At 73.2% G+C, this 18507-nt stretch carries 16 protein-coding genes; 8 read left to right on the plus strand and 8 right to left on the minus strand.

All coding sequences use genetic code 11. From position 1 onward, the window contains the following. The first annotated feature begins 190 nt into the window (after positions 1 to 190). Together AMK27_RS34870 and AMK27_RS34875 are read left to right on the plus strand one after the other, a co-directional pair. Complete coding sequence (locus AMK27_RS34870) at positions 191 to 2389, plus strand: PIG-L family deacetylase (protein ID WP_073917461.1); 2199 nt, start codon at positions 191 to 193, stop codon at positions 2387 to 2389. A 227-nt stretch (positions 2390 to 2616) separates the two neighbouring features. Further along, the gene (locus AMK27_RS34875; RefSeq protein WP_073917463.1) at positions 2617 to 3048 is read left to right on the plus strand and encodes a VOC family protein; all 432 of its coding nucleotides are present in this window, start codon (positions 2617 to 2619) and stop codon (positions 3046 to 3048) included. Between the two features lie 238 nt (positions 3049 to 3286). On the opposite strand, the gene AMK27_RS34880 is transcribed toward AMK27_RS34875, so the two are convergent. Both AMK27_RS34880 and AMK27_RS34885 read right to left on the minus strand, forming a co-directional pair. Then, entirely contained in the window at positions 3287 to 3781 is a 495-nt protein-coding gene (locus AMK27_RS34880) for a GNAT family N-acetyltransferase (protein WP_073917464.1), read from the minus strand. A gap of 403 nt (positions 3782 to 4184) precedes the next feature. After that, entirely contained in the window at positions 4185 to 5546 is a 1362-nt protein-coding gene (locus AMK27_RS34885) for a glutamine synthetase family protein (protein ID WP_015033133.1), read from the minus strand. Positions 5547 to 5795: 249 nt separating this feature from the next. On the opposite strand from AMK27_RS34885, the gene AMK27_RS43135 reads away from it, so the two are divergent. The 4 genes from AMK27_RS43135 (at position 5796) to AMK27_RS34905 (ending at position 8289) form a co-directional block, all read left to right on the plus strand. Further along, a complete protein-coding gene (locus AMK27_RS43135; protein WP_073917466.1) occupies positions 5796 to 6254 on the plus strand; it encodes a hypothetical protein in 459 nt (152 codons plus the stop codon). Positions 6255 to 6328: 74 nt separating this feature from the next. Further along, positions 6329 to 6976, plus strand: coding sequence for a DUF3105 domain-containing protein (locus AMK27_RS34895; protein WP_073917468.1), 648 nt, complete (start codon positions 6329 to 6331; stop codon positions 6974 to 6976). Positions 6977 to 7053: 77 nt separating this feature from the next. Next, positions 7054 to 7653: a DUF305 domain-containing protein gene (locus AMK27_RS34900; protein WP_073917898.1), complete on the plus strand. Its 600-nt coding sequence runs from the start codon at positions 7054 to 7056 to the stop codon at positions 7651 to 7653. Between the two features lie 216 nt (positions 7654 to 7869). Beyond that, on the plus strand, positions 7870 to 8289 hold the full coding sequence (locus AMK27_RS34905) for a CBS domain-containing protein (protein WP_073917469.1): 420 nt from the start codon (positions 7870 to 7872) through the stop codon (positions 8287 to 8289). Here the strand turns inward: AMK27_RS34905 and AMK27_RS34910 are convergent. Continuing rightward, complete coding sequence (locus AMK27_RS34910; protein ID WP_073917471.1) at positions 8274 to 9176, minus strand: alpha/beta fold hydrolase; 903 nt, start codon at positions 9174 to 9176, stop codon at positions 8274 to 8276. The two genes, AMK27_RS34905 and AMK27_RS34910, sit on opposite strands and share 16 nt — an antisense overlap. Beyond that, entirely contained in the window at positions 9173 to 10021 is an 849-nt protein-coding gene (locus tag AMK27_RS34915) for a DUF998 domain-containing protein (protein WP_073917473.1), read from the minus strand. The genes AMK27_RS34910 and AMK27_RS34915 overlap by 4 nt, the downstream gene beginning before the upstream one ends. A gap of 149 nt (positions 10022 to 10170) precedes the next feature. Between AMK27_RS34915 and AMK27_RS34920 the strand changes: the two genes are divergently transcribed. Continuing rightward, positions 10171 to 11928, plus strand: a complete 1758-nt coding sequence (locus tag AMK27_RS34920; RefSeq protein ID WP_198955991.1) for an NAD+ synthase — start codon at positions 10171 to 10173, stop codon at positions 11926 to 11928. On the opposite strand, the gene AMK27_RS34925 is transcribed toward AMK27_RS34920, so the two are convergent. From AMK27_RS34925 to AMK27_RS34940, 4 genes are all read right to left on the minus strand, one after another. Next, on the minus strand, positions 11897 to 13147 hold the full coding sequence (locus tag AMK27_RS34925; RefSeq protein WP_073917475.1) for an MFS transporter: 1251 nt from the start codon (positions 13145 to 13147) through the stop codon (positions 11897 to 11899). The two genes, AMK27_RS34920 and AMK27_RS34925, sit on opposite strands and share 32 nt — an antisense overlap. A 207-nt stretch (positions 13148 to 13354) precedes the next feature. Further along, positions 13355 to 14380, minus strand: a complete 1026-nt coding sequence (locus AMK27_RS34930; RefSeq protein ID WP_075806969.1) for an endonuclease/exonuclease/phosphatase family protein — start codon at positions 14378 to 14380, stop codon at positions 13355 to 13357. A gap of 203 nt (positions 14381 to 14583) precedes the next feature. Beyond that, positions 14584 to 15339, minus strand: a complete 756-nt coding sequence (locus tag AMK27_RS44240; protein WP_073917476.1) for a TetR/AcrR family transcriptional regulator — start codon at positions 15337 to 15339, stop codon at positions 14584 to 14586. A gap of 174 nt (positions 15340 to 15513) precedes the next feature. Beyond that, entirely contained in the window at positions 15514 to 17268 is a 1755-nt protein-coding gene (locus AMK27_RS34940) for an MFS transporter (RefSeq protein WP_073917477.1), read from the minus strand. 259 nt (positions 17269 to 17527) lie between these two features. On the opposite strand from AMK27_RS34940, the gene panB reads away from it, so the two are divergent. Beyond that, on the plus strand, positions 17528 to 18391 hold the full coding sequence (panB, locus tag AMK27_RS34945; RefSeq protein WP_073917479.1) for a 3-methyl-2-oxobutanoate hydroxymethyltransferase: 864 nt from the start codon (positions 17528 to 17530) through the stop codon (positions 18389 to 18391). The last annotated feature ends 116 nt before the right edge of the window (positions 18392 to 18507 follow it).

The following is an 18507-nucleotide window of genomic DNA, read 5'->3' on the forward strand; positions in this document are numbered from 1 at the left end:
AAGTCCGTCTTGCTGGGGGCGGACCACTCCCGCCCGTCCGAACCCGCCGAAGCGACCCTGACGCGGACCCGACGCATGCGCGGGACCACCCCGCCTGCCCGAGCCCGATCAGGCGACCCCTGAACCCGCCCCGTACCCCAGCGCGGGACCGCCCCGCCTGCCCGACCCTGTTGAAAGCGCGCCGCCGACCATGCCCGTACGCCTCCGCCGCCGTCTCACCCTGTCCCGCCGCAGGACCGTCTCCACCGCGGTCACGGCCGTCCTGGTGGGCGGCACCTTCGCCGGACTCCTGTCGGTGACCGGCGCGCCGAGAACGGCCGCGGCGCAGACGGCGACGCAGGACGGAGCGGCGCCCGCGTCCCCGGCCGCCCCGCCCCGGGCCTCGGCCCCCTCGCCGGTCCCCATGCCCACCGGCCCGGACGCCCAGGACCCGGCCTCGGACCCCGGGGCGTCCGGACGGCCCCCGGCGTCCACCGCGCCCGGCGGGAAGTCCGCCCCCTCGGTCATGCAGATCGTGGCGCACCCGGACGACGACCTGTTCTTCATGAACCCGGACATATCCCAGACCATCCGCTCCGGCACGCCGCTGGCCGCGGTGTACCTGACGGCCGGTGAGTCCGACGGCGTCAACGCCCGCCCCCGCGACGCGAAGGCCGCCACGGCCGACAAGGCCGCCTACGCCGAGGCCCGGCAGAACGGCATCCGGGCCGCGTACTCCGAGATGGCGACCGGCAGCCGGACCAGCCCCTGGGACCGGGTGGCGATCCCCACCGCCGGCGGCGGCCTGGCCGAACTGGACACGCTGCGCGCCGACCCGAAGGTCCGGCTGGTGTGGCTTCAGATACGCGAGGCGGGGTCGACCAACCAGTACCGCCCGCACAGCCTCAACGGCCTCTGGCACGGACTCATCGGCACGCTGGAGTCGCAGCGCTCCTCCGGCACCCCGGTCACCGCCGACTTCCGGTACACCAAGGACGAGGTCGTGGCGACGATCGCCGGCCTCCTCGACCGCTTCCGGCCCACCTTCGTCCGCATGCAGGACCCGAGCCCCGGCACCGACCCGAAGACCGGGAAGATCCGCGACCACCAGGACCACCTGTACGGCGCGCGGTTCGCCCAGGCCGCGCTCGCCCGGTACGCCGAGCTCCCCGGGCACCCGCGCGTCGGCGTGCAGAACTACCTCGGCTACCCCACCAGCGTCCTGCCGCACACGCTCGACCCCGAGACGGCGGGCGACAAGCTGAAGACCCTGAAGACCTACGCCTGGATGGACGGCGTCAACGACTGCGGGACGCCCGCCGGCTGCGGCGACCTGAAGGTGGCGGCGCGGCCCGCCGGGCGCGGCTGGACCGCGACCGTGCGCTACGCCCGGGGCACCTCCACCTCCTGGGTGCAGCGGGACCGGGACGGCGGACTGCACGCCTTCTCCGTCCTCGACGGACAGCTCGCGGCCTGGCGGAAGCCGGCCGGCGGCGGCGCCTGGAGCGGCCCGACGCTGCTGCCCGGCGGCGGCATGGACACCGGTGTGACGTCGGTGTCGCTGCCCGACGGCCGCATCGCGGTCTACGGCACCCGGACGTTGCTCACGGGCGGCCCGGCCGGCTACCGCCGCGAGGTCGTGAGCACCGAGCAGTCGGCGCCGGGCGGCGCCTTCGGTCCGTGGCGCTCGCTCGGCAGCCCGGAGCGGAACGACGCGACCGGCACCTCCGACATCAGCGCGCCCGCCGTGACGGTGGGCGCCGACGGCCGCGCGACCGTGGTCCTCCGTGACAGCCTGCGCCGTCTGACCGCCCGTGAGCAGGGCGCGGACGGCGGCTGGGGGCCCTGGCGGGTGCTCGGCGGTGTCGACGTGGTCGGCGACCCGGTCGCGGCGACGGACGGGCAGGGCCGCGGGTACGTCTTCGCGAGCACCGTGACGACCGTTCTGGTGTGGGCGCAGCAGGTGCCCGGCGGCCCGCTCACGGGCCCGTCGCTGACCGCGCTGCCGCCGACGACCCTGGCGCTGAGCGCGACTCCGGCGCCGAACGGCGACGGCGTACGGCTCTGGTTCCGCAAGCCGGCCTCCGGCGATCTCCGCAGCGCCGACTTCTCGGGCGTCGGCCCGGTCTCCCCGGTCACGGAGCTGCCCGGCGGCGTGGCGGGCTTCGGCCCGGTGAGCGGCGGCGACGGACTCCTCGCGGTCCGCTCCAGGACCGGCTTCCTGGCGACGGCGCCGCACGGCAGGACGGGGGCCTCGGCGCCCGCGTGGAAGCTGGAGAGGTTCCTGTTCGCGGGGGCGCCGGACGCGGGCAGGGACGGAGTCGCGGCGATCGGCCTGGACGGCCGACTGCACTGGACGCCGGCGGGACCGCAGGCACCGGCCGGGCGGACTGTGGCTGCGGCGGAATGAGCGGCGGAGGGCGGTGGGTCCCCGAGGCGTAGGGGGCCGGCGGGCGGTGGGTCCCGGCCGGACGACCAAGAAATACGGCGGGCCGGGCGTTTCGAGGTGCGCGACGGGGCGTCCCGGGGGGACGGTGGTACGGCCCTGACGGCACCCGGCCGCGCCTCGCACGGCCACGGCGCCGCGAAGGGCGACACCTTCGGACAGACCCGCCGGCGTTTCTGAGGAGAGCCCCCGTGAACTGGACATTGGAAGTCGTCCCGGTCCCCGTCACCGACATGGACCGGGCGAAGGAGTTCTACGCCGGGAAGTGCGGCTTCACCGTCGACCTGGACGACGCGGTGGCGCCGGGCGTGCGCGTCGTCCAGCTGACGCCGCCGGGCTCGCGCTGTTCGCTCGCGCTGCTCAGCGGGATGCCGCCGCTGCCGGGCACCAGGACGATGGCCCCGGGCTCGCTCCAGGGACTGCAGTTCTGCGTGACGGACATCGAGGCGGCCCGGGCGGAGTTCGTCGGGCGCGGGGTGGAGGTCTCGGCGATCCAGCACATCGGCGAGCAGGGCTGGGAGCCCGGCAAGGGCGGCACGTGGAACTCCTTCATGACCTTCGAGGACCCGGACGGAAACGGCTGGATGGTCCAGGAGGCTCCGTCGGAGCTCTCGGAACGCTGACGGCGGCCACGTCCTCCGGCGTCGAGTGCCCCGCCGCGCCCGGCCGGGAGGCGAGGTGGCCGGCCACCTCGGCGGGCCGCCACGCCCGCCTCGTGGAGCCTGGCGGCGAGGTGCCGCAGACAGGCGGCGGAGGGCGGGCTGAGCCCGTCGGCCGGCGGCATCGGCCAGGGCGCGGTCAGGGTCGGCACGGGGAGGCCGTCGAGGTGCCCCGGGCAGACGAGGGTCTCGTACCGTCCCCCTAGAACCCCCGGTAGAAGTGCCGGAGCCGCTCGTCCTCCGCCACGCACGGCATCCCGGCGGCCTCCATCACCCGGTGGGAGGCCGGATTGTCCAGGTCGGCGTCGCCCTTCGCGCCGGAGGCACCGGCGCGGCGGGCGATCTCGAGGAGCGCCCGCAGCGCCTCGGAGGCGTACCCGTGGCCGCGCGCGACGGGCACGAGCCCGTACCCGACGGTGACGACCCCGATCTCGTCGGGCGGCCCGTGGAACCCGATGCCCCCGACGGTGACGCCGCTCTCCGCGAGCCGTATCGCGTACGGCCGGAACACTCCCGGGTCGCCCCGCTCGGCGACCCCCCGCAGGAAGCCGGTGGCCGAGCGGACGTCCCCGTCGCCGGGATACCCCTCGCCCCACAGGTCCCCGGTCGCGGACTCCCGGGCGACGATGCGCCCGGCGTCGGCGACGGTCAGCGGCTGGAGCAGGAGCCGCGCGGTGGCGACGGATTCGATCTTCACCGGGGCAGTCTGGACGGACCCGCAGCCCCGGGCAACGGATTAATCACCCGTGGACGGGCGCCCGTTGCCACACCGTGCCGCGAGCGGGGCGAGCCTCAGCCCAGGACGGCGTCCAAGATCTCCTCCACCCAGTACCTCAGGCGGTGCCGACGGCTGCAGAACCGCTTCGGGCGCCGCCACCGGCTGCGCTCGTCGAGCGGCCGACGGCACTGCCTGCAGTGCTTCACACGTGTCCGATCCCCCATGCCCCGACTCTAGCGGCCACCTCTGACCTGGGAGACTCCTCGTTTCCCCGGACGGCGGCCCGGGGACGGCCCAGGCCGCGTGAGACGGCGCAGGGCCGACGGTTCGCCACCGTCGGCCCTGTGTGTCCGTTCCGGGCTGTGCCCGTTCCGCCCCTCGGCTACAGCACCGGCAGGTTCTTGCGGAGTTCGAAGGCGGTGACCTCGGAGCGGTACTCCTCCCACTCCTGCTTCTTGTTGCGGAGGAAGAAGTCGAAGACGTGCTCGCCCAGCGTCTCCGCCACCAGTTCGCTCTTCTCCATGAGGGCGATCGCCTCTCCCAGGTTCTGCGGGAGCGGTTCGATGCCCATCGCACGGCGTTCCGCGTCCGAGAGGGCCCAGACGTCGTCGTCGGCGCCGGCCGGGAGTTCGTAGCCCTCCTCGATGCCCTTGAGGCCTGCGGCGAGGAGGACGGCGTAGGTCAGGTACGGGTTGGCGCCCGAGTCGATGGAGCGGACCTCGACACGGGAGGAGCCCGTCTTGCCCGGCTTGTACATGGGGACGCGGATCAGGGCCGAGCGGTTGTTGTGGCCCCAGCAGATGTACGAGGGGGCCTCGCCGCCCGAGCCGGCCGTGCGGGACGAGCCGCCCCAGATGCGCTTGTACGAGTTGACCCACTGGTTGGTGACGGCCGAGATCTCGCCCGCGTGCTTCAGCAGGCCCGCGATGAACGAGCGGCCGACCTTGGACAGCTGGTACTCGGCACCCGACTCGTAGAAGGCGTTCCGGTCGCCCTCGAAGAGGGACAGGTGGGTGTGCATGCCCGAGCCCGGGTAGTCCGAGAACGGCTTCGGCATGAACGTGGCCTGCACGCCCTGCTCCAGTGCCACCTGCTTCATCACGAGGCGGAAGGTCATGATGTTGTCCGCGGTGGAGAGGGCGTCCGCGTAGCGGAGGTCGATCTCCTGCTGGCCCGGGGCGCCCTCGTGGTGGCTGAACTCCACCGAGATGCCCATCGATTCGAGCATCGTGATCGCCTGGCGGCGGAAGTCCATGCCCACGTTCTGCGGAGTGTGGTCGAAGTACCCCGAGTTGTCCGCCGGGGTGGGGCGGGTGCCGTCGAGCGGCTTGTCCTTGAGGAGGAAGAACTCGATCTCGGGGTGGGTGTAGAAGGTGAAGCCCAGGTCCGAGGTCTTGGCGAGCGCCCGCTTCAGGACGTACCGCGGGTCGGCGAAGGACGGCGACCCGTCCGGCATCAGGATGTCGCAGAACATCCGCGCCGTGCCCGGCGCCTCGGCCCGCCACGGCAGGATCTGGAACGTCCCCGGATCCGGCTTGGCGATCATGTCCGACTCGTATACGCGGGCGAAGCCCTCGATCGCGGAGCCGTCGAAGCCGATGCCCTCGTCGAAGGCCTGCTCGAGCTCGGCGGGCGCCACGGCCACCGACTTGAGGAAGCCCAGCACGTCGGTGAACCACAGACGTACGAAGCGGATGTCGCGCTCCTCGAGCGTACGGAGCACGAATTCCTGCTGCTTGTCCATTTCCACACCCATCCTCGCTGGTCAGGCCGCCTGCTCCCACCGCCTCAGAGCACATCGGGGGGCACCTGAGCATCCCACCACATGGTTTCGCGCACGTTGCACACCCATAGTGCCTGCTCGGGTGTGACTCAGGTAACGGGGGAAGGGCTGCGTCCGGGTGTCCGTTCGCCCCTCGTCCGCCCTCCCGCCGGTACCGAGTGGTACCCCGTTCGGCCCACAGAACCCCCGCGCCCACTACGATCTGCGCCCATGGGGGCCACACGGCTCGTACGCCCGTCCCAGCACGCGCGTCCCATGGCACTGGTGAGCGCCGTGGCGACGCTCCTTGCCGCGCTCTTCTTCTGCCTGGGCGCCGGGCCGGGGCCCGAGGCCCATCACGCGGGCACCGGACCGGGGGCAGCGAGCGGGTCGGCGGGCACCAGCGCCGCCGCCGGCACGGCCACGACCGCCGCCCGCACGGCCGCTCCCGCCGCCCGCGCGGCCGCCGGCTCCGTCGCCGAGTACATCTGCCCGTACGACCGCGGCGGCTGCTCCCTCTTCCCCTCGCTCTCCCCCGCGGTGCTCAGCGCGCCCCCGCTCGATCCGCCGCTGCACGCGGCCGACGGGCTCCCGCGCGTCGAGCCGCCGTCCGGTGACGGCGCCGCGCGCCGTTCCGGCGTCCGGCCGCGCGCGCCGGATCTGCACGTCCTTCAAGTTCTCCGGACATAGCGGCGCCGGGCGTCCCGCCCCGCTGTGTCCACCCCCGAACTCCACCCCCATCCCTGAAGAAGGACGACATCACCATGGCCGCCAAGAGCTCCGCCAACGCCGACCGCCGCGCCCGAATAGAGGAGATGCGCCGCGCCGAGCAGGCCCGTGAGCGCCGCAACCGCCTCGTCACGATCGGCGTCTCGGGCGTCGTCGTCCTCGGCCTCGTCGGCTTCGGCACCTTCGTGCTGATGAAGAAGTCCGACGAGCAGGACAAGAAGGACGCGGCCGCGAAGGCCCCCATCGCCGCCGAGCAGTCCTGGGACGCCAAGAAGCTCGGCCGCAACCACGTCGAGACGGCCGTGAAGTACGAGATGAAGCCGCCGGTCGGCGGTGACCACCACCCGGTCTGGATGAACTGCGACGGCGTCGTCTACAAGAAGGCCATCGCCGAGGTGAACGCCGTGCACTCCCTGGAGCACGGCGCCGTCTGGGTGACGTACAACAAGAAGGCCGCCGCCGACGACGTGAAGAAGCTCGAGGACAAGGTCGGCAAGACCAAGTACACGCTGATGAGCCCGGTGGACGACCAGGCCGGCGCCATCATGCTGTCCGCCTGGGGCAAGCAGGTCACCGTGGACAACGCGAGCGACCCGCGCATCGACGCCTTCTTCACCAAGTACGTCCAGGGTCCGCAGACCCCCGAGCCGGGCGCCGCCTGCACCGGCGGGATCGGCCAGTGAGCCGGCTCGGCGAAGTCGACGGCGACGACCTGCTGACGCCCTCGGCCCGCCGGCCGAACAGGACGCAGTGGGCGGCGATCACGGCCGTCGCGCTCGCCCTGCTGTTCGCCGGGGGCGCCGTCACCGTCGCCTCCGCCGAGCGCGAGGAGGCGCCGCGTACGCCGTCCTCGCTCTCCGCGGACGCCGGCTTCGCCCGGGACATGGCCGTCCACCACCAGCAGGCCGTCGAGATGTCGTTCATCGTCCGGGACCGCACCCGGGACGAGGAGGTGCGCCGACTCGCGTACGACATCGCCAACACCCAGGCCAACCAGCGGGGCATGATGCTCGGCTGGCTCGACCTGTGGGGCCTGCCCAAGATCGAGTCCGGCGTCGAGCCGATGACCTGGATGGGCATGGGCGGCTCCGGCGACACCGGTCCGCTCGACGGGGCGCTCATGCCCGGCATGGCGACCAACGCCCAGTTGGACCAGCTGCGCCGGGCGAGCGGCCGGGAGGCCGAGGTCCTGTACCTGAAGCTCATGACCGAGCACCACAGGGGCGGGGTCCACATGGCCGAGGGCTGTGTCCAGAAGTGCTCGGTGGAGATCGAGCGCGGTCTCGCGCAGGGCATGGTCGACGCCCAGAAGTCCGAGATCCTGCTGATGGCGGACATGCTCAGGAAGCGCGGCGCCTGACGCCCCGGGTCGGTGACCCGACGGCCCCCGTGACCCACCGCGGTCGCGGGGGCCGTGGCGTACGCGGACACCTCGCGGGAGCCGTGCCGTGCGCGGACAGGTCCTCGCGGCGGTCGGACCGTGCGCCGACAAGTCGCGGCGGACGGACCGTGCGCCGACAATGGATGGGGCTCGGGGACGTACGTGTGACCACGTCCGACGAAAGGTACGCATCCCATGACCACGGCGAAGGACATCATGCACCCCGGGGCCCAGTGGATCCCGGCCCACGAGACGCTCGACCGCGCCGCCCAGCTGATGCGCAACCTGAACGTCGGCGCGCTGCCCGTCGCCGACGAGAACGAGCGGCTCTGCGGCATCATCACGGACCGCGACATCGTGGTCGGCTGCGTGGCCATGGGCCACGACCCCTCGAAGATCACCTGCGGCGAGATGTCCCAGGGCACCCCGCGCTGGGTCGAGTCGGGCGCGGACGTGGGCGCGGTCCTGGAGGAGATGCAGGGCCACCAGATCCGGCGGCTGCCCGTCATCGAGGAGAAGCGCCTCGTCGGCATGATCAGCGAGGCCGATCTGGCCCAGCATCTGTCGGACGAGCAGCTCAAGGGGTTCTGCGAGAGCGTCTACGCGCCTTCCTGAGGCCCCGGCACCTCTTCCCGGCCGGATCGCAGGACAGACTGCGGGCCGGAGCGCGGAACAGACCGCGGGTCGGATCGCAAGATCACGGCGGCGACCGCTGCCGGGCGGTCCTTCATGACCAGATGGCCCGACGGCACGGCAGCCTCGTAGCGGGCGCCGAGCCGTCGGGCCAGCGCGCGCTGGCGCCGTTCCCAACGGGCCGAGCCGTCGGGGGCGGCGAGGACGGTGACGGGGAGGCCGGGCGGCAGCGGGTGCGTGGCGCGCAGGGCGAGGAGTTCGGCCGCGACGGCTCCGTAGTGGGCGTTCTCCCAGAGGGTGCCGCGCAGGACGCGTGAGGTGCGGTACACCCGGTGGACGAGGGCGGTGGGGGCCGGGTCGTGGCGTACGGCCGCACGGCGCACCGCGGGGCCCAGGGCGGCCGGGGCGCCCGCGGCGCACAGGACGGTGCCGAGGACCCGGGCGACGGCCCCGGCGTACGTGCCCACCCGGGGGTGTTCCTCCACCGACGAGTCCACGAGCACGAGCGCGCCGGTCCGGTCCGGGTGGAGTCGGGCGAAGGCCTCGGCGTGGAATCCGGCGATGGAGTGCCCGACGGCGGTGGCGGGGCCGGGGAGCCCCAGCGCGTCGAGGAGCGCGGCGATCCGGTGGGCCTCGCCGGCGGCGGTGGGCGGGCCGGCGGCGGGCTGGGAGAGGCCGTGCCCGGGGCGGTCGAAGCGGACGACCGTGCGGTGCGGGGCGAGGAGCGGGACGACCGGGTCCCAGTCGAACCAGCTCATCCCGAGGCCCGCGCTCAGGACGCAGACGGGTCCCGAGCCCTCGACGACGACGTGGTGGGCGACGCCGTCGATCCGTACGAAGGCCGGTTCTCCGGCCGGTTGTCCGGTCATCGCTCCTCCTCCGGGGCGGGGCGGGACGTGGCGAGGGAGTAGGCCAGGACCGCGAGCCACACCGCCACCAGGAGCACCTGGAGCCGCTGGCCGGCGCCGAGCGCCCAGGTGCCCTTCCCCGCCTCGAAGGCGGCGACGGCGGCGAGGGTCCAGACGGTGGCGGCGAGCTCCAGGGCGACGACGACCGGGCCGGTACGGGCGAGGGGCCGCCCCCGGCCGTAACGGCGGGCGGCCACGGTGAGCGCGACGAGGGCGAGGAGGGCGCCGGTCATGGCGAGACCGGAACTGACGGCATGGGCCGTATGGGTGGCGGGCACGAGCCCGGCGGCCTCGCGCGCGGCGCACGCGGGGTCGGTGGTGGCGGCGCAGCTGAGCGGGAGACGCGAGTCGGCGACGGTGGCGGCGCCGAAGAGGGCGAGCGCGCCCCACCCGAGGACCGACCAGGGCTCGCGGACGCGCCGCCGCAGCGGGCCGGCGTCCAGAGTGCCCGGCCCAGCGGCTTCCGAGGCGGGCCGACGGACGGCCCACGACTCCCCGGCGGGCCCGGCCTCCGAGGCCCATCGGTGACCGGACCCCCTCGTCTCCCGGTGTCCGATCCCCCTCGTTCCCCGGCGCCAGGTCCCCGCCCATCCCAGCACCGCACCCGCCAGGACGAGCGCCCCCGACACCAGGTCGGTCGCCCGGAAGAAGGTGCCGAACGGCTGGTCCGAAGCCGCCAGTTCGGAGACGTACGTCCGGACCGGGTCGAGCCCGGTCCGCAGGACGGCTTCGAGGACCCACGCGGTGTACGCGAGCGCGCCGAGGGCCAGCAGGGCGGCCGAGGCTCGTGTCACGTTTCCGGGCATAGTGGGTCTGACGCTACGGCGTGCCGGAGGGTTGCCGCTGCCCGGGGTGGATCCGGCCCGGTTCTGCCGGGTGGTCAGCGGCCGCCGCGGGCGTCACGCGCGGCCCGTTTCCCAGGACATCGCGTCGGTCTGACGATTACACTGGCCGGGTGCCTCAACTACGCCTCGCCCTGAATCAGATCGACTCGACCGTCGGAGACATCGCCGGGAACGCCGAGGCGATCGTGCACTGGACCCGGCACGCCGCCGGACAGGGCGCGCATCTCGTCGCGTTCCCCGAGATGGCGCTGACCGGATACCCCGTCGAGGACCTCGCGCTGCGCTCCTCGTTCGTCGAGGCCTCGCGGACGGCCCTGCGCGGTCTCGCCCGCCGGCTCGCGGACGAGGGCTTCGGGGAGCTGCCGGTCGTGGTCGGCTATCTGGACCGCTCCGAGCGGGCGGAGCCGAAGCTCGGCCGGCCCGCCGGCTCGCCGGAGAACGCCGCCGCGGTGCTGCACCGGGGCGAGGTGGTGCTCCGCTTCGCCAAGCACCACCTGCCGAACTACGGGGTCTTCGACGAGTACCGCTACTTCGTCCCGGGCGACACCCTGCCGGTCGTCCGGGTGCACGGGATCGACGTGGCCCTGGCGATCTGCGAGGACCTGTGGCAGGAGGGGGGCCGGGTCCCGGCGGCGCGTCACGCGGGGGCGGGGCTGCTGCTGTCGGTCAACGCCTCGCCGTACGAGCGGGACAAGGACGACACGCGCCTCGAACTGGTCCGCAGGCGGGCCCGGGAGGCCGGTTGCGTGACCGCGTACCTGGCGAGCACCGGAGGCCAGGACGAGCTGGTCTTCGACGGCGACTCGATCGTGGTGGACGCGGACGGCGAAGTGATCGCGCGGGCCCCGCAGTTCGTCGAGGGCAGCGTGATCCTGGACCTGGAGCTGCCGGCGGCCAGCGACGAGGCGCCGGAGGGCCTGGTGAACGACGGGCTGACGATCGACCGCGTGGTGCTGTCGCGGGAGCCGCTGCCGGCGTACGAGCCGGAGCTGACGGGCGGCTACGCGCACCGGCTGGACGACGAGGAGGAGATCTACTCGGCGCTGGTCATCGGGGTCCGGGCGTATCTCGCGAAGAACGGTTTCCGCTCGGTGGTCGTCGGCCTCTCCGGGGGCATCGACTCGGCGCTCGTCGCCGCCATCGCCTGTGACGCGCTCGGCTCGGACCACGTGTACGGGGTGTCGATGCCCTCGAAGTACTCCTCCGACCACTCGCGCGGCGACGCAGCCGAGCTGGCCCGGCGCACCGGGCTCCACTTCCGCACGGTGTCGATCGAGCCGATGTTCGACGCGTACATGGGCGCGCTGGGCCTCACCGGCCTGGCCGAGGAGAACCTCCAGTCGCGGCTGCGGGGCACGATGCTGATGGCGCTCTCCAACCAGGAGGGCCATCTCGTCCTCGCGCCGGGCAACAAGTCCGAGCTGGCGGTGGGCTACTCGACGCTGTACGGCGACTCCGTCGGCGCTTTCGGGCCCATCAAGGACGTCTACAAGTCGACCGTGTTCCGGCTGGCGCGCTGGCGCAACCGGGCGGCGGAGGAGCGCGGCCAGACCCCGCCGATCCCGGAGAGCTCGATCAGCAAGCCGCCGAGCGCGGAGCTGCGCCCCGGGCAGGTCGACACGGACTCGCTGCCCGACTACGACACCCTGGACGCGATCCTCGCCCTGTACGTGGACCAGGACCGGGGCCGGGACGAGATCGTGGCCGCCGGCTTCGACGAGGAGCTGGTCACGAGGACGCTGCGGCTGGTGGACACGGCGGAGTACAAGCGGCGCCAGTACCCGCCGGGCACCAAGATCTCGGCGAAGGGCTTCGGCAAGGACCGGCGCCTGCCGATCACGAACCGCTGGCGGGAGACGACGAGCTGACCTGCTTCCCGGCAGCGGGGGAGGCTTCGGCGAGGGGGCTCTGCGCGACGACGCGCGAGGCCCCCTCCGCCGTACCCCGGTCGCGGTCGAGGAGGCCCGCCACCGCCGCGATCGCCAGGCCCACCACCGTGAGGCCCGCGCCGACCAGGGCCGGCGAGGTCCAGCCCCAGCCGGCGGCGACGGCGGCGCCGCCCGCCCAGGCGCCGCCGGCGTTGGCGAGGTTGAAGGCGGAGTGGTTGGAGGCGGAGGCGAGCGTCGGGGCGTCCTTGGCCTTGTTCATGACCAGCATCTGGAGCGGGGTGGTGGTCATGAAGCCGACGGCCCCGAGCACCACGACCGTGACCAGGGCCAGCCAGGGCACGTGGACCGTGAAGCGGAAGGCGACCAGGGCGAGGACGAGGGCGGCGAGCGAGCCGTAGAGCGTCGGGCGGAGGGCCCGGTCGGTCAGCGGGCCCGCGGCGAGCGCCCCGCCGGTCATGCCGAGGCCGAAGAGGGCGAGGACGAGGGTGACGGTGGAGTCGCCGAAGCCCATCACCTCGGTGGTCATCGAGGCGAGGTAGGAGTAGACGGCGAAGACGCCGGCGAAGCCGAAGACGGCGGTGAGCAGGCCGAGCAGCACCTGCGGGCGGCCGAGCGCGCGCACCTCGCGGCCCAGGCTCTGCCGCTCGTCCACGGGGACGTGCGGGACGAGGCGGGCGAGCGCGGCCATGGCGATCAGGCCGACGGCGGCGACCACGAGGAAGGTGGCCCGCCAGCCGAGGTGCTGTCCGAGCAGGGTCGCGGCGGGTACGCCGAGGATGTTGGCGACGGTCAGGCCGAGGAACATCGTGGCCACCGCCCGCGCCTGGCGGCCCTCGCGCACGAGCCGGGCGGCGACGACCGCGCCGAGGCCGAAGAAGGCGCCGTGCGGGAGTCCGGCGAGCACCCGGCCTGCGATCAGCCAGCCGAAGCCGGGGGCGAGCGCGGAGGCCAGGTTGCCGACGGTGAAGAGGGCCATGAGCAGGAGCAGCATCCGCTTGCGCGGGATGCGGGAGCCGAGGGCGGTGAGCAGCGGGGCGCCGACGACGACGCCGATCGCGTACGCCGAGACGAGGTACCCGGCGGTGGGGACGGAGGTGCCGAGGTCGTCGGCGACCTGCGGGAGCAGGCCCATCATCACGAATTCGGTGGTGCCGATGCCGAAGGCGGAGACGGCGAGCGCGAGCAGCGCCAGGGGCATGGGGAGGGCCTTTCCTGAAGATAGTTCTTCTACGGAACAAAGGCTCTCAGATGTTTTCTTCCCGGCGGCTTCCGGGGAGTGAAGGGGAGATTTCGACCCGTGTGCTACGTGACACCGAGGTCACGTGGCCAGGCGACCCGGGCCGCGGGTCACCGGACACCGCCGCGCGGACCGCGGATCTCCGGACGCCGCGCGGGCCGCGCCCCGTCAGAACGCCACGCGGGCCGCGACCGGCAGGTGGTCGCTCCGGGTCTCCGGGAGGGCCCAGGACGACATCGGCTCGACGCCCTTGACCAGGATCTGGTCGATGCGGGCCATCGGGAACGAGGCGGGCCAGCTGAAGCCGAAGCCGTCGCCCGCCGCGCCCTGGGTGGAGCGGAGCTGCGAGGTGATGCCGTTGAGCGCGCGGTCGTTCATGGTGCCGTTGAGGTCGCCGAGGAGGACGATCCGCTCGTGGCGGTCGCGGGAGATGGCCTCGCCGAGGGCGTTCGCGCTGTCGTCGCGCTGGTTGGCGGTGAAGCCGGCGTTCAGCTTGACCCGGACGGACGGCAGGTGGGCGACGTACACGGCGATCTCGCCCTGGGGGGTCACGACGTCGGCGCGCATCGCGCGGGTCCAGCCCATCCGGATGTCCACGGGCTGCGGGTCGCGCAGGGGCAGCTTGCTCCAGAGCCCGACCGTGCCCTGGACGGAGTGGTACGGGTAGGCCTTCGCCAGGCCCTTCTCGTACGCCGGGACCATGTCGCCCTTCAGTTCCTCCAGGGCGAGGACGTCGGCGCCGGAGGCGGCGAGCTGCTCGGCGGTGCCCGCGGGGTCCGGGTTGTCGGCGTTCACGTTGTGGGTCGCGACGGTCAGGTCGCCGCCGGCCACGGACTTGTCGGCGACGAGCCCGCCGAAGAGGTTCAGCCACACCACGGCCGGCAGCAGCAGGGCGATCAGCGCGGTGGCGGACCGGCGCAGCAGGGCGAGGACGAGGAGGAGGGGGACGAAGAGGCCGATCCAGGGCAGGAAGGTCTCGGTGAGGCTGCCGAGGTTGCCGATCCGGTTGGGGATGTCGGCGTGGAGAACCATCAGCAGGGTGAGGGCGACCGCGAAGAGCGCGAGCAGGATGCCGCGGCGCCAGATCCCGGGGTCGCGGCGGAGTCCGCCGAGGGCGGTCCGGAAGCGGGAGGAGTTCGTCGGCTCGTTCCCCGTGCCGCCCTGCTCGGTCTCCGTCATGTCCACCCGCGCCATCGCCCGTCCTCACTGCCTTGCTGCCGTGCTGTCTTGCTGCCGTGCTCCGTGACCCGACGTCGACACTAGGGGATGACGGGGTCGTCGTACGTCCGGTGGGACGACGGGTACGGCGTGGCGGGTTCCTGCAGGTGGCGCCCGCGGGCGGGCTGTGACAGAACGCGCACATTTGGCCGGGTCCGGTCTTGTGGCACGGGCGGTGGTCAGTCCCGGGGCCGCAGGCCCTCCATCACGGTGTCGACGACCCGCTCGGCGAGGCCGGGTTCCAGGGAGGCGCCGGGGCGGATGACGGTGCGCAGCAGCAGCGGGCCCGTGAGGAGGTCGTTGACGAACTCGATGTCGAGGTCGTCGCGGATCTCGCCCTGTTCCATCCCGCGCCGGACGGTGTCCAGGCTGAGGCGGCGGCGCGGTTCGATGACGGTGTGGTGGTAGGCCTCCCACAGCCGGGGGTAGAGCTGCATCTGCGCGAACGCGTTGTGGAGCAGGCTGGAGGTCCGCTTGGCGACGCCGCGTTCGCGCATCGATTCCAGGAGGATCACGAGGTCGCCCCGGACCGAGGTGCCGGAGAGCACCGGGTCCGGGGGTTCCATCGAGCGGAGCAGGTCGACGAAGAGCTCTTCCTTGCCGGTCCAGCGGCGGTAGATGGTGGCCTTGCCGACGCCGGCGGTGCGGGCGATCCGCTCGATGGACAGTTCGGCGAGCGGGACGCCCTCGTCGAGGAGCCCGCCGACCGCGTCGAACACGGCCCGCTCGACGCCCTCGCTCCGGGGCCTCCCGCGCCGGGCCCCGGCGGGTGCCCCCGCCGAACCACCGGTCGAACCAGCGGTCGGACCAGCGGTCGGACCGCCGGCCGCACCAGCGGTCGGGCCACCGGCCGCATCACCGGTCGAACCGCCGGTCGCGGCCCCGTCGCCCTGGGTCTCCGGGATTCCGGGGGTCCCGCCGTCCTGCCGCGACACGTGCGCTCCACCTCTCGTTCGGGCCCTCGGACGCCACCGGCGCCTTCAGGCATCACCGGCGCCCTCGGACTCCACCAGTGCCGTCGGGCACCACCGGCACCGTTGGGTACCACCGGTGCCTTCCGACACCACCGGCGCCTTCGGGCACCACCGGTGCCGTCGGCACCTCGTGTCCTACCGTCGGGCCGATTCTCCCGCCTCGGACGACGGGCCCGGCACCGAGCCCCGCCGGGTGTGGCCCGCCGGGCCGGTTCCGGTTGCCGCCGCACCCGGTTCCGCCTCGCCAGGACCCGTTCCGCCCGGTCCCGCCCCGCCGGGTCCCGCGGCACCCGGTCCGGGGGCGCCCGCGGTGCCCGCCGGCGTGCGGCCGGGGAGGAACATCGCGACCACCGCCGCGCCGATCAGGCCGATCACCGCAGAGGCCAGCGCGGTGACGTGCATGGCGTCGAGGAAGGCGTCGTACGCCGGGGCCACCAGGTCTCGGCCCGCCGGGCCGAGCTTCTCGGCCACCGCGAGCGTCGCCTCGACGGACTCGCCCGCCGTGGCCCGCAGGGCCTCGGGGACGCCGCCGAGGTGACCCTCGATCTCTCCGCGGTACGTGGAGGAGAGCAGCGAGCCGAGCACGGCGACCCCGAGCGCACCGCCGACCTGGCGGAAGGTGTTGTTGATCGCCGAGCCGGAGCCGGCCTTCTCACGCGGCAGCGCCTGCATGATCGCGACCGTGACGGGCGGCATGATGTGCGCCATCCCCGCGCCCTGCACGAAGAAGACGATCTCCATGACCCAGACCGGGGTCGAGGCGTCGAAGAAGGCGAAGGCCGCGAGGCCGAGGGCGACGAGCAGCATGCCGGCGGTGCAGACGGCCTTGGCGCCGAAGCGCTCGACGACGAGCCGCGCGCGGGGCGCGAAGACCATCTGCGCGACGGCCAGCGGCAGGATGAGCAGCCCGGACTGCAGGGCGCTGTAGCCGCGGACGCTCTGCAGGTAGAAGGCGGAGAAGAAGGTCACGCCCATGAGCGCGAAGAAGACGAGCGCGATCGCGGCGACGGCCGCCGAGAACGCGGGCCTCTTGAAGTACGTCATGTCGATCGCCGGGTGGTCGCTGCGCCGCTCGTGGAGGACGAAGAGGACCAGGACGGCGAGGCCGCCGAGGACCGGGGCGAGGACGGTGGCGTCGGTGAAGTCGGCCAGTTCGCCGCCGCGGATGATCCCGTAGACGAGGAGGACGAGTCCGACGACGGAGAGCAGCACGCCGGGGATGTCGATCCGGCCGGGCCTGGGGTCGCGGGAGTCGGGAACCAGCCACATCATCAGGGCGAGGGCGATCAGCACGACCGGCACGTTGATGAGGAAGATCGATCCCCACCAGAAGTGTTCGAGCAGGATGCCGCCGGTGATCGGGCCGATCGCGATGGCGAGGCCGACGCTGCCGGCCCAGATGCCGATGGCCTTGGGCTGCTCCTCGCGCTCGAAGACGTTCATCAGGACGGCGAGCGTCGCGGGCATGACGAAGGCGGCGCCGAGGCCCATGACGGCCCGGAAGGCGATGAGCTCGCCCGGGGAGCCGGAGAGCGCGGCGAGCGCGGACCCGATGCCGAAGACGGTGATGCCGAAGAGGAGCACCTTCTTGCGGCCGAGGCGGTCGCCGAGCAGGCCGGAGGTGAAGAGGAGCCCGGCGAAGACGAGCGTGTAGGAGTTGATCGCCCACTCCAGCTCGCTCTGGGTGGCCCCGATGCCGGTGGGCGCGGGGGCGGCGATCGTCTTCACGGCGACGTTCAGGATCGAGTTGTCGAGGACGACGATCAGCAGGCTGAGCATGAGGACGCCGAGGACGGCCCAGCGGCGCCGGTGGACGGCCTCGGGGACCCGGGGCGCGGAGGCTCCGGGGGGCGCGGCGGAGGCGGAGGAGGCGGAGGACGGCTGTGACATGCCCACCACCCTAGGGGCATTTCGATACGAGACCGTCTCGTATCGAAATTCCTGACCGAGCCTTTACGTTGCGGGCGTGTGAACGCCCGCGACGGCACGCGGTCCGCCCGCGGCGGCGCGTCGGTCCGCCCGCGCCGACGCGCCGGTGTGAACAGCGCCACTCCGGCCCACTTCCCCGCCCGCCCGGCGAAGTGCCACCATGGATGTGGTCCGGGGACGCCGTCAGGGCGCCTCGAGATGACACAAGGAGCCGTGCACCATGACGCTTCAGGCTGCCCAGAAACCGCCCGCCGACAGCAGCAAGGCGCTGTACGGCGGCAAGGGCACGCGCCGCATCACCGTCCACGACATCGCCGCCGCCAAGACCCGCGGCGAGAAGTGGCCCATGCTCACCGCCTACGACGCGATGACCGCGTCCGTCTTCGACGAGGCCGGCATCCCGGTGATCCTCGTCGGGGACTCCATGGGCAACTGTCACCTCGGCTACGACACCACCGTGCCCGTCACGATGGACGAGATGACGCTGCTCTCCGCCGCGGTCGTCCGGGGCACGAAGCGCGCCCTCGTCGTCGGCGACCTCCCCTTCGGTTCGTACCAGGAAGGGCCGGTCCAGGCCCTGCGCAACGCCACCCGGCTGGTCAAGGACGCGGGCGTCGGTGCGATCAAGCTGGAGGGCGGCGAGCGCTCGCTGCCCCAGACCGAGCTGCTCGTCCAGGCCGGCATCCCCGTCATGTCCCACCTGGGCCTCACCCCGCAGTCCGTGAACACCATGGGCTACCGGGTGCAGGGCCGCTCCGACGAGGGCGCGCACAAGCTGCTCCGCGACGCGAAGGCGGCGCAGGACGCGGGCGCGTTCGCGGTCGTCCTGGAGCTCGTACCGGCCGAGCTGGCCGCCGAGGTCACCCGCTCGCTCCACATCCCGACCATCGGGATCGGCGCGGGCGCCGGCACCGACGCCCAGGTCCTCGTCTGGACCGACATGGCCGGTCTGACGGGCGGCAAGGTGCCGCGCTTCACCAAGCAGTACGCCAACCTCCGCGAGACGCTCGGCGACGCCGCGCGCGCCTTCGCCGAGGACGTCAGCGGCGGGGCGTTCCCCGCCGAGGAGCACACCTTCCACTAGTCGCGACCGGCCCACACAGCCACTGCGGCACCACCCGACAGCCCGCCGACATCCCCCATCGGCGGGCTGTCGGTCGTCTGTCGGAGGATTGTCGGTGGCCCCTGGTCTAGTAGGGG

Source organism: Streptomyces sp. CB02009 (assembly GCF_001905825.1).
GTDB lineage: Bacteria > Actinomycetota > Actinomycetes > Streptomycetales > Streptomycetaceae > Streptomyces.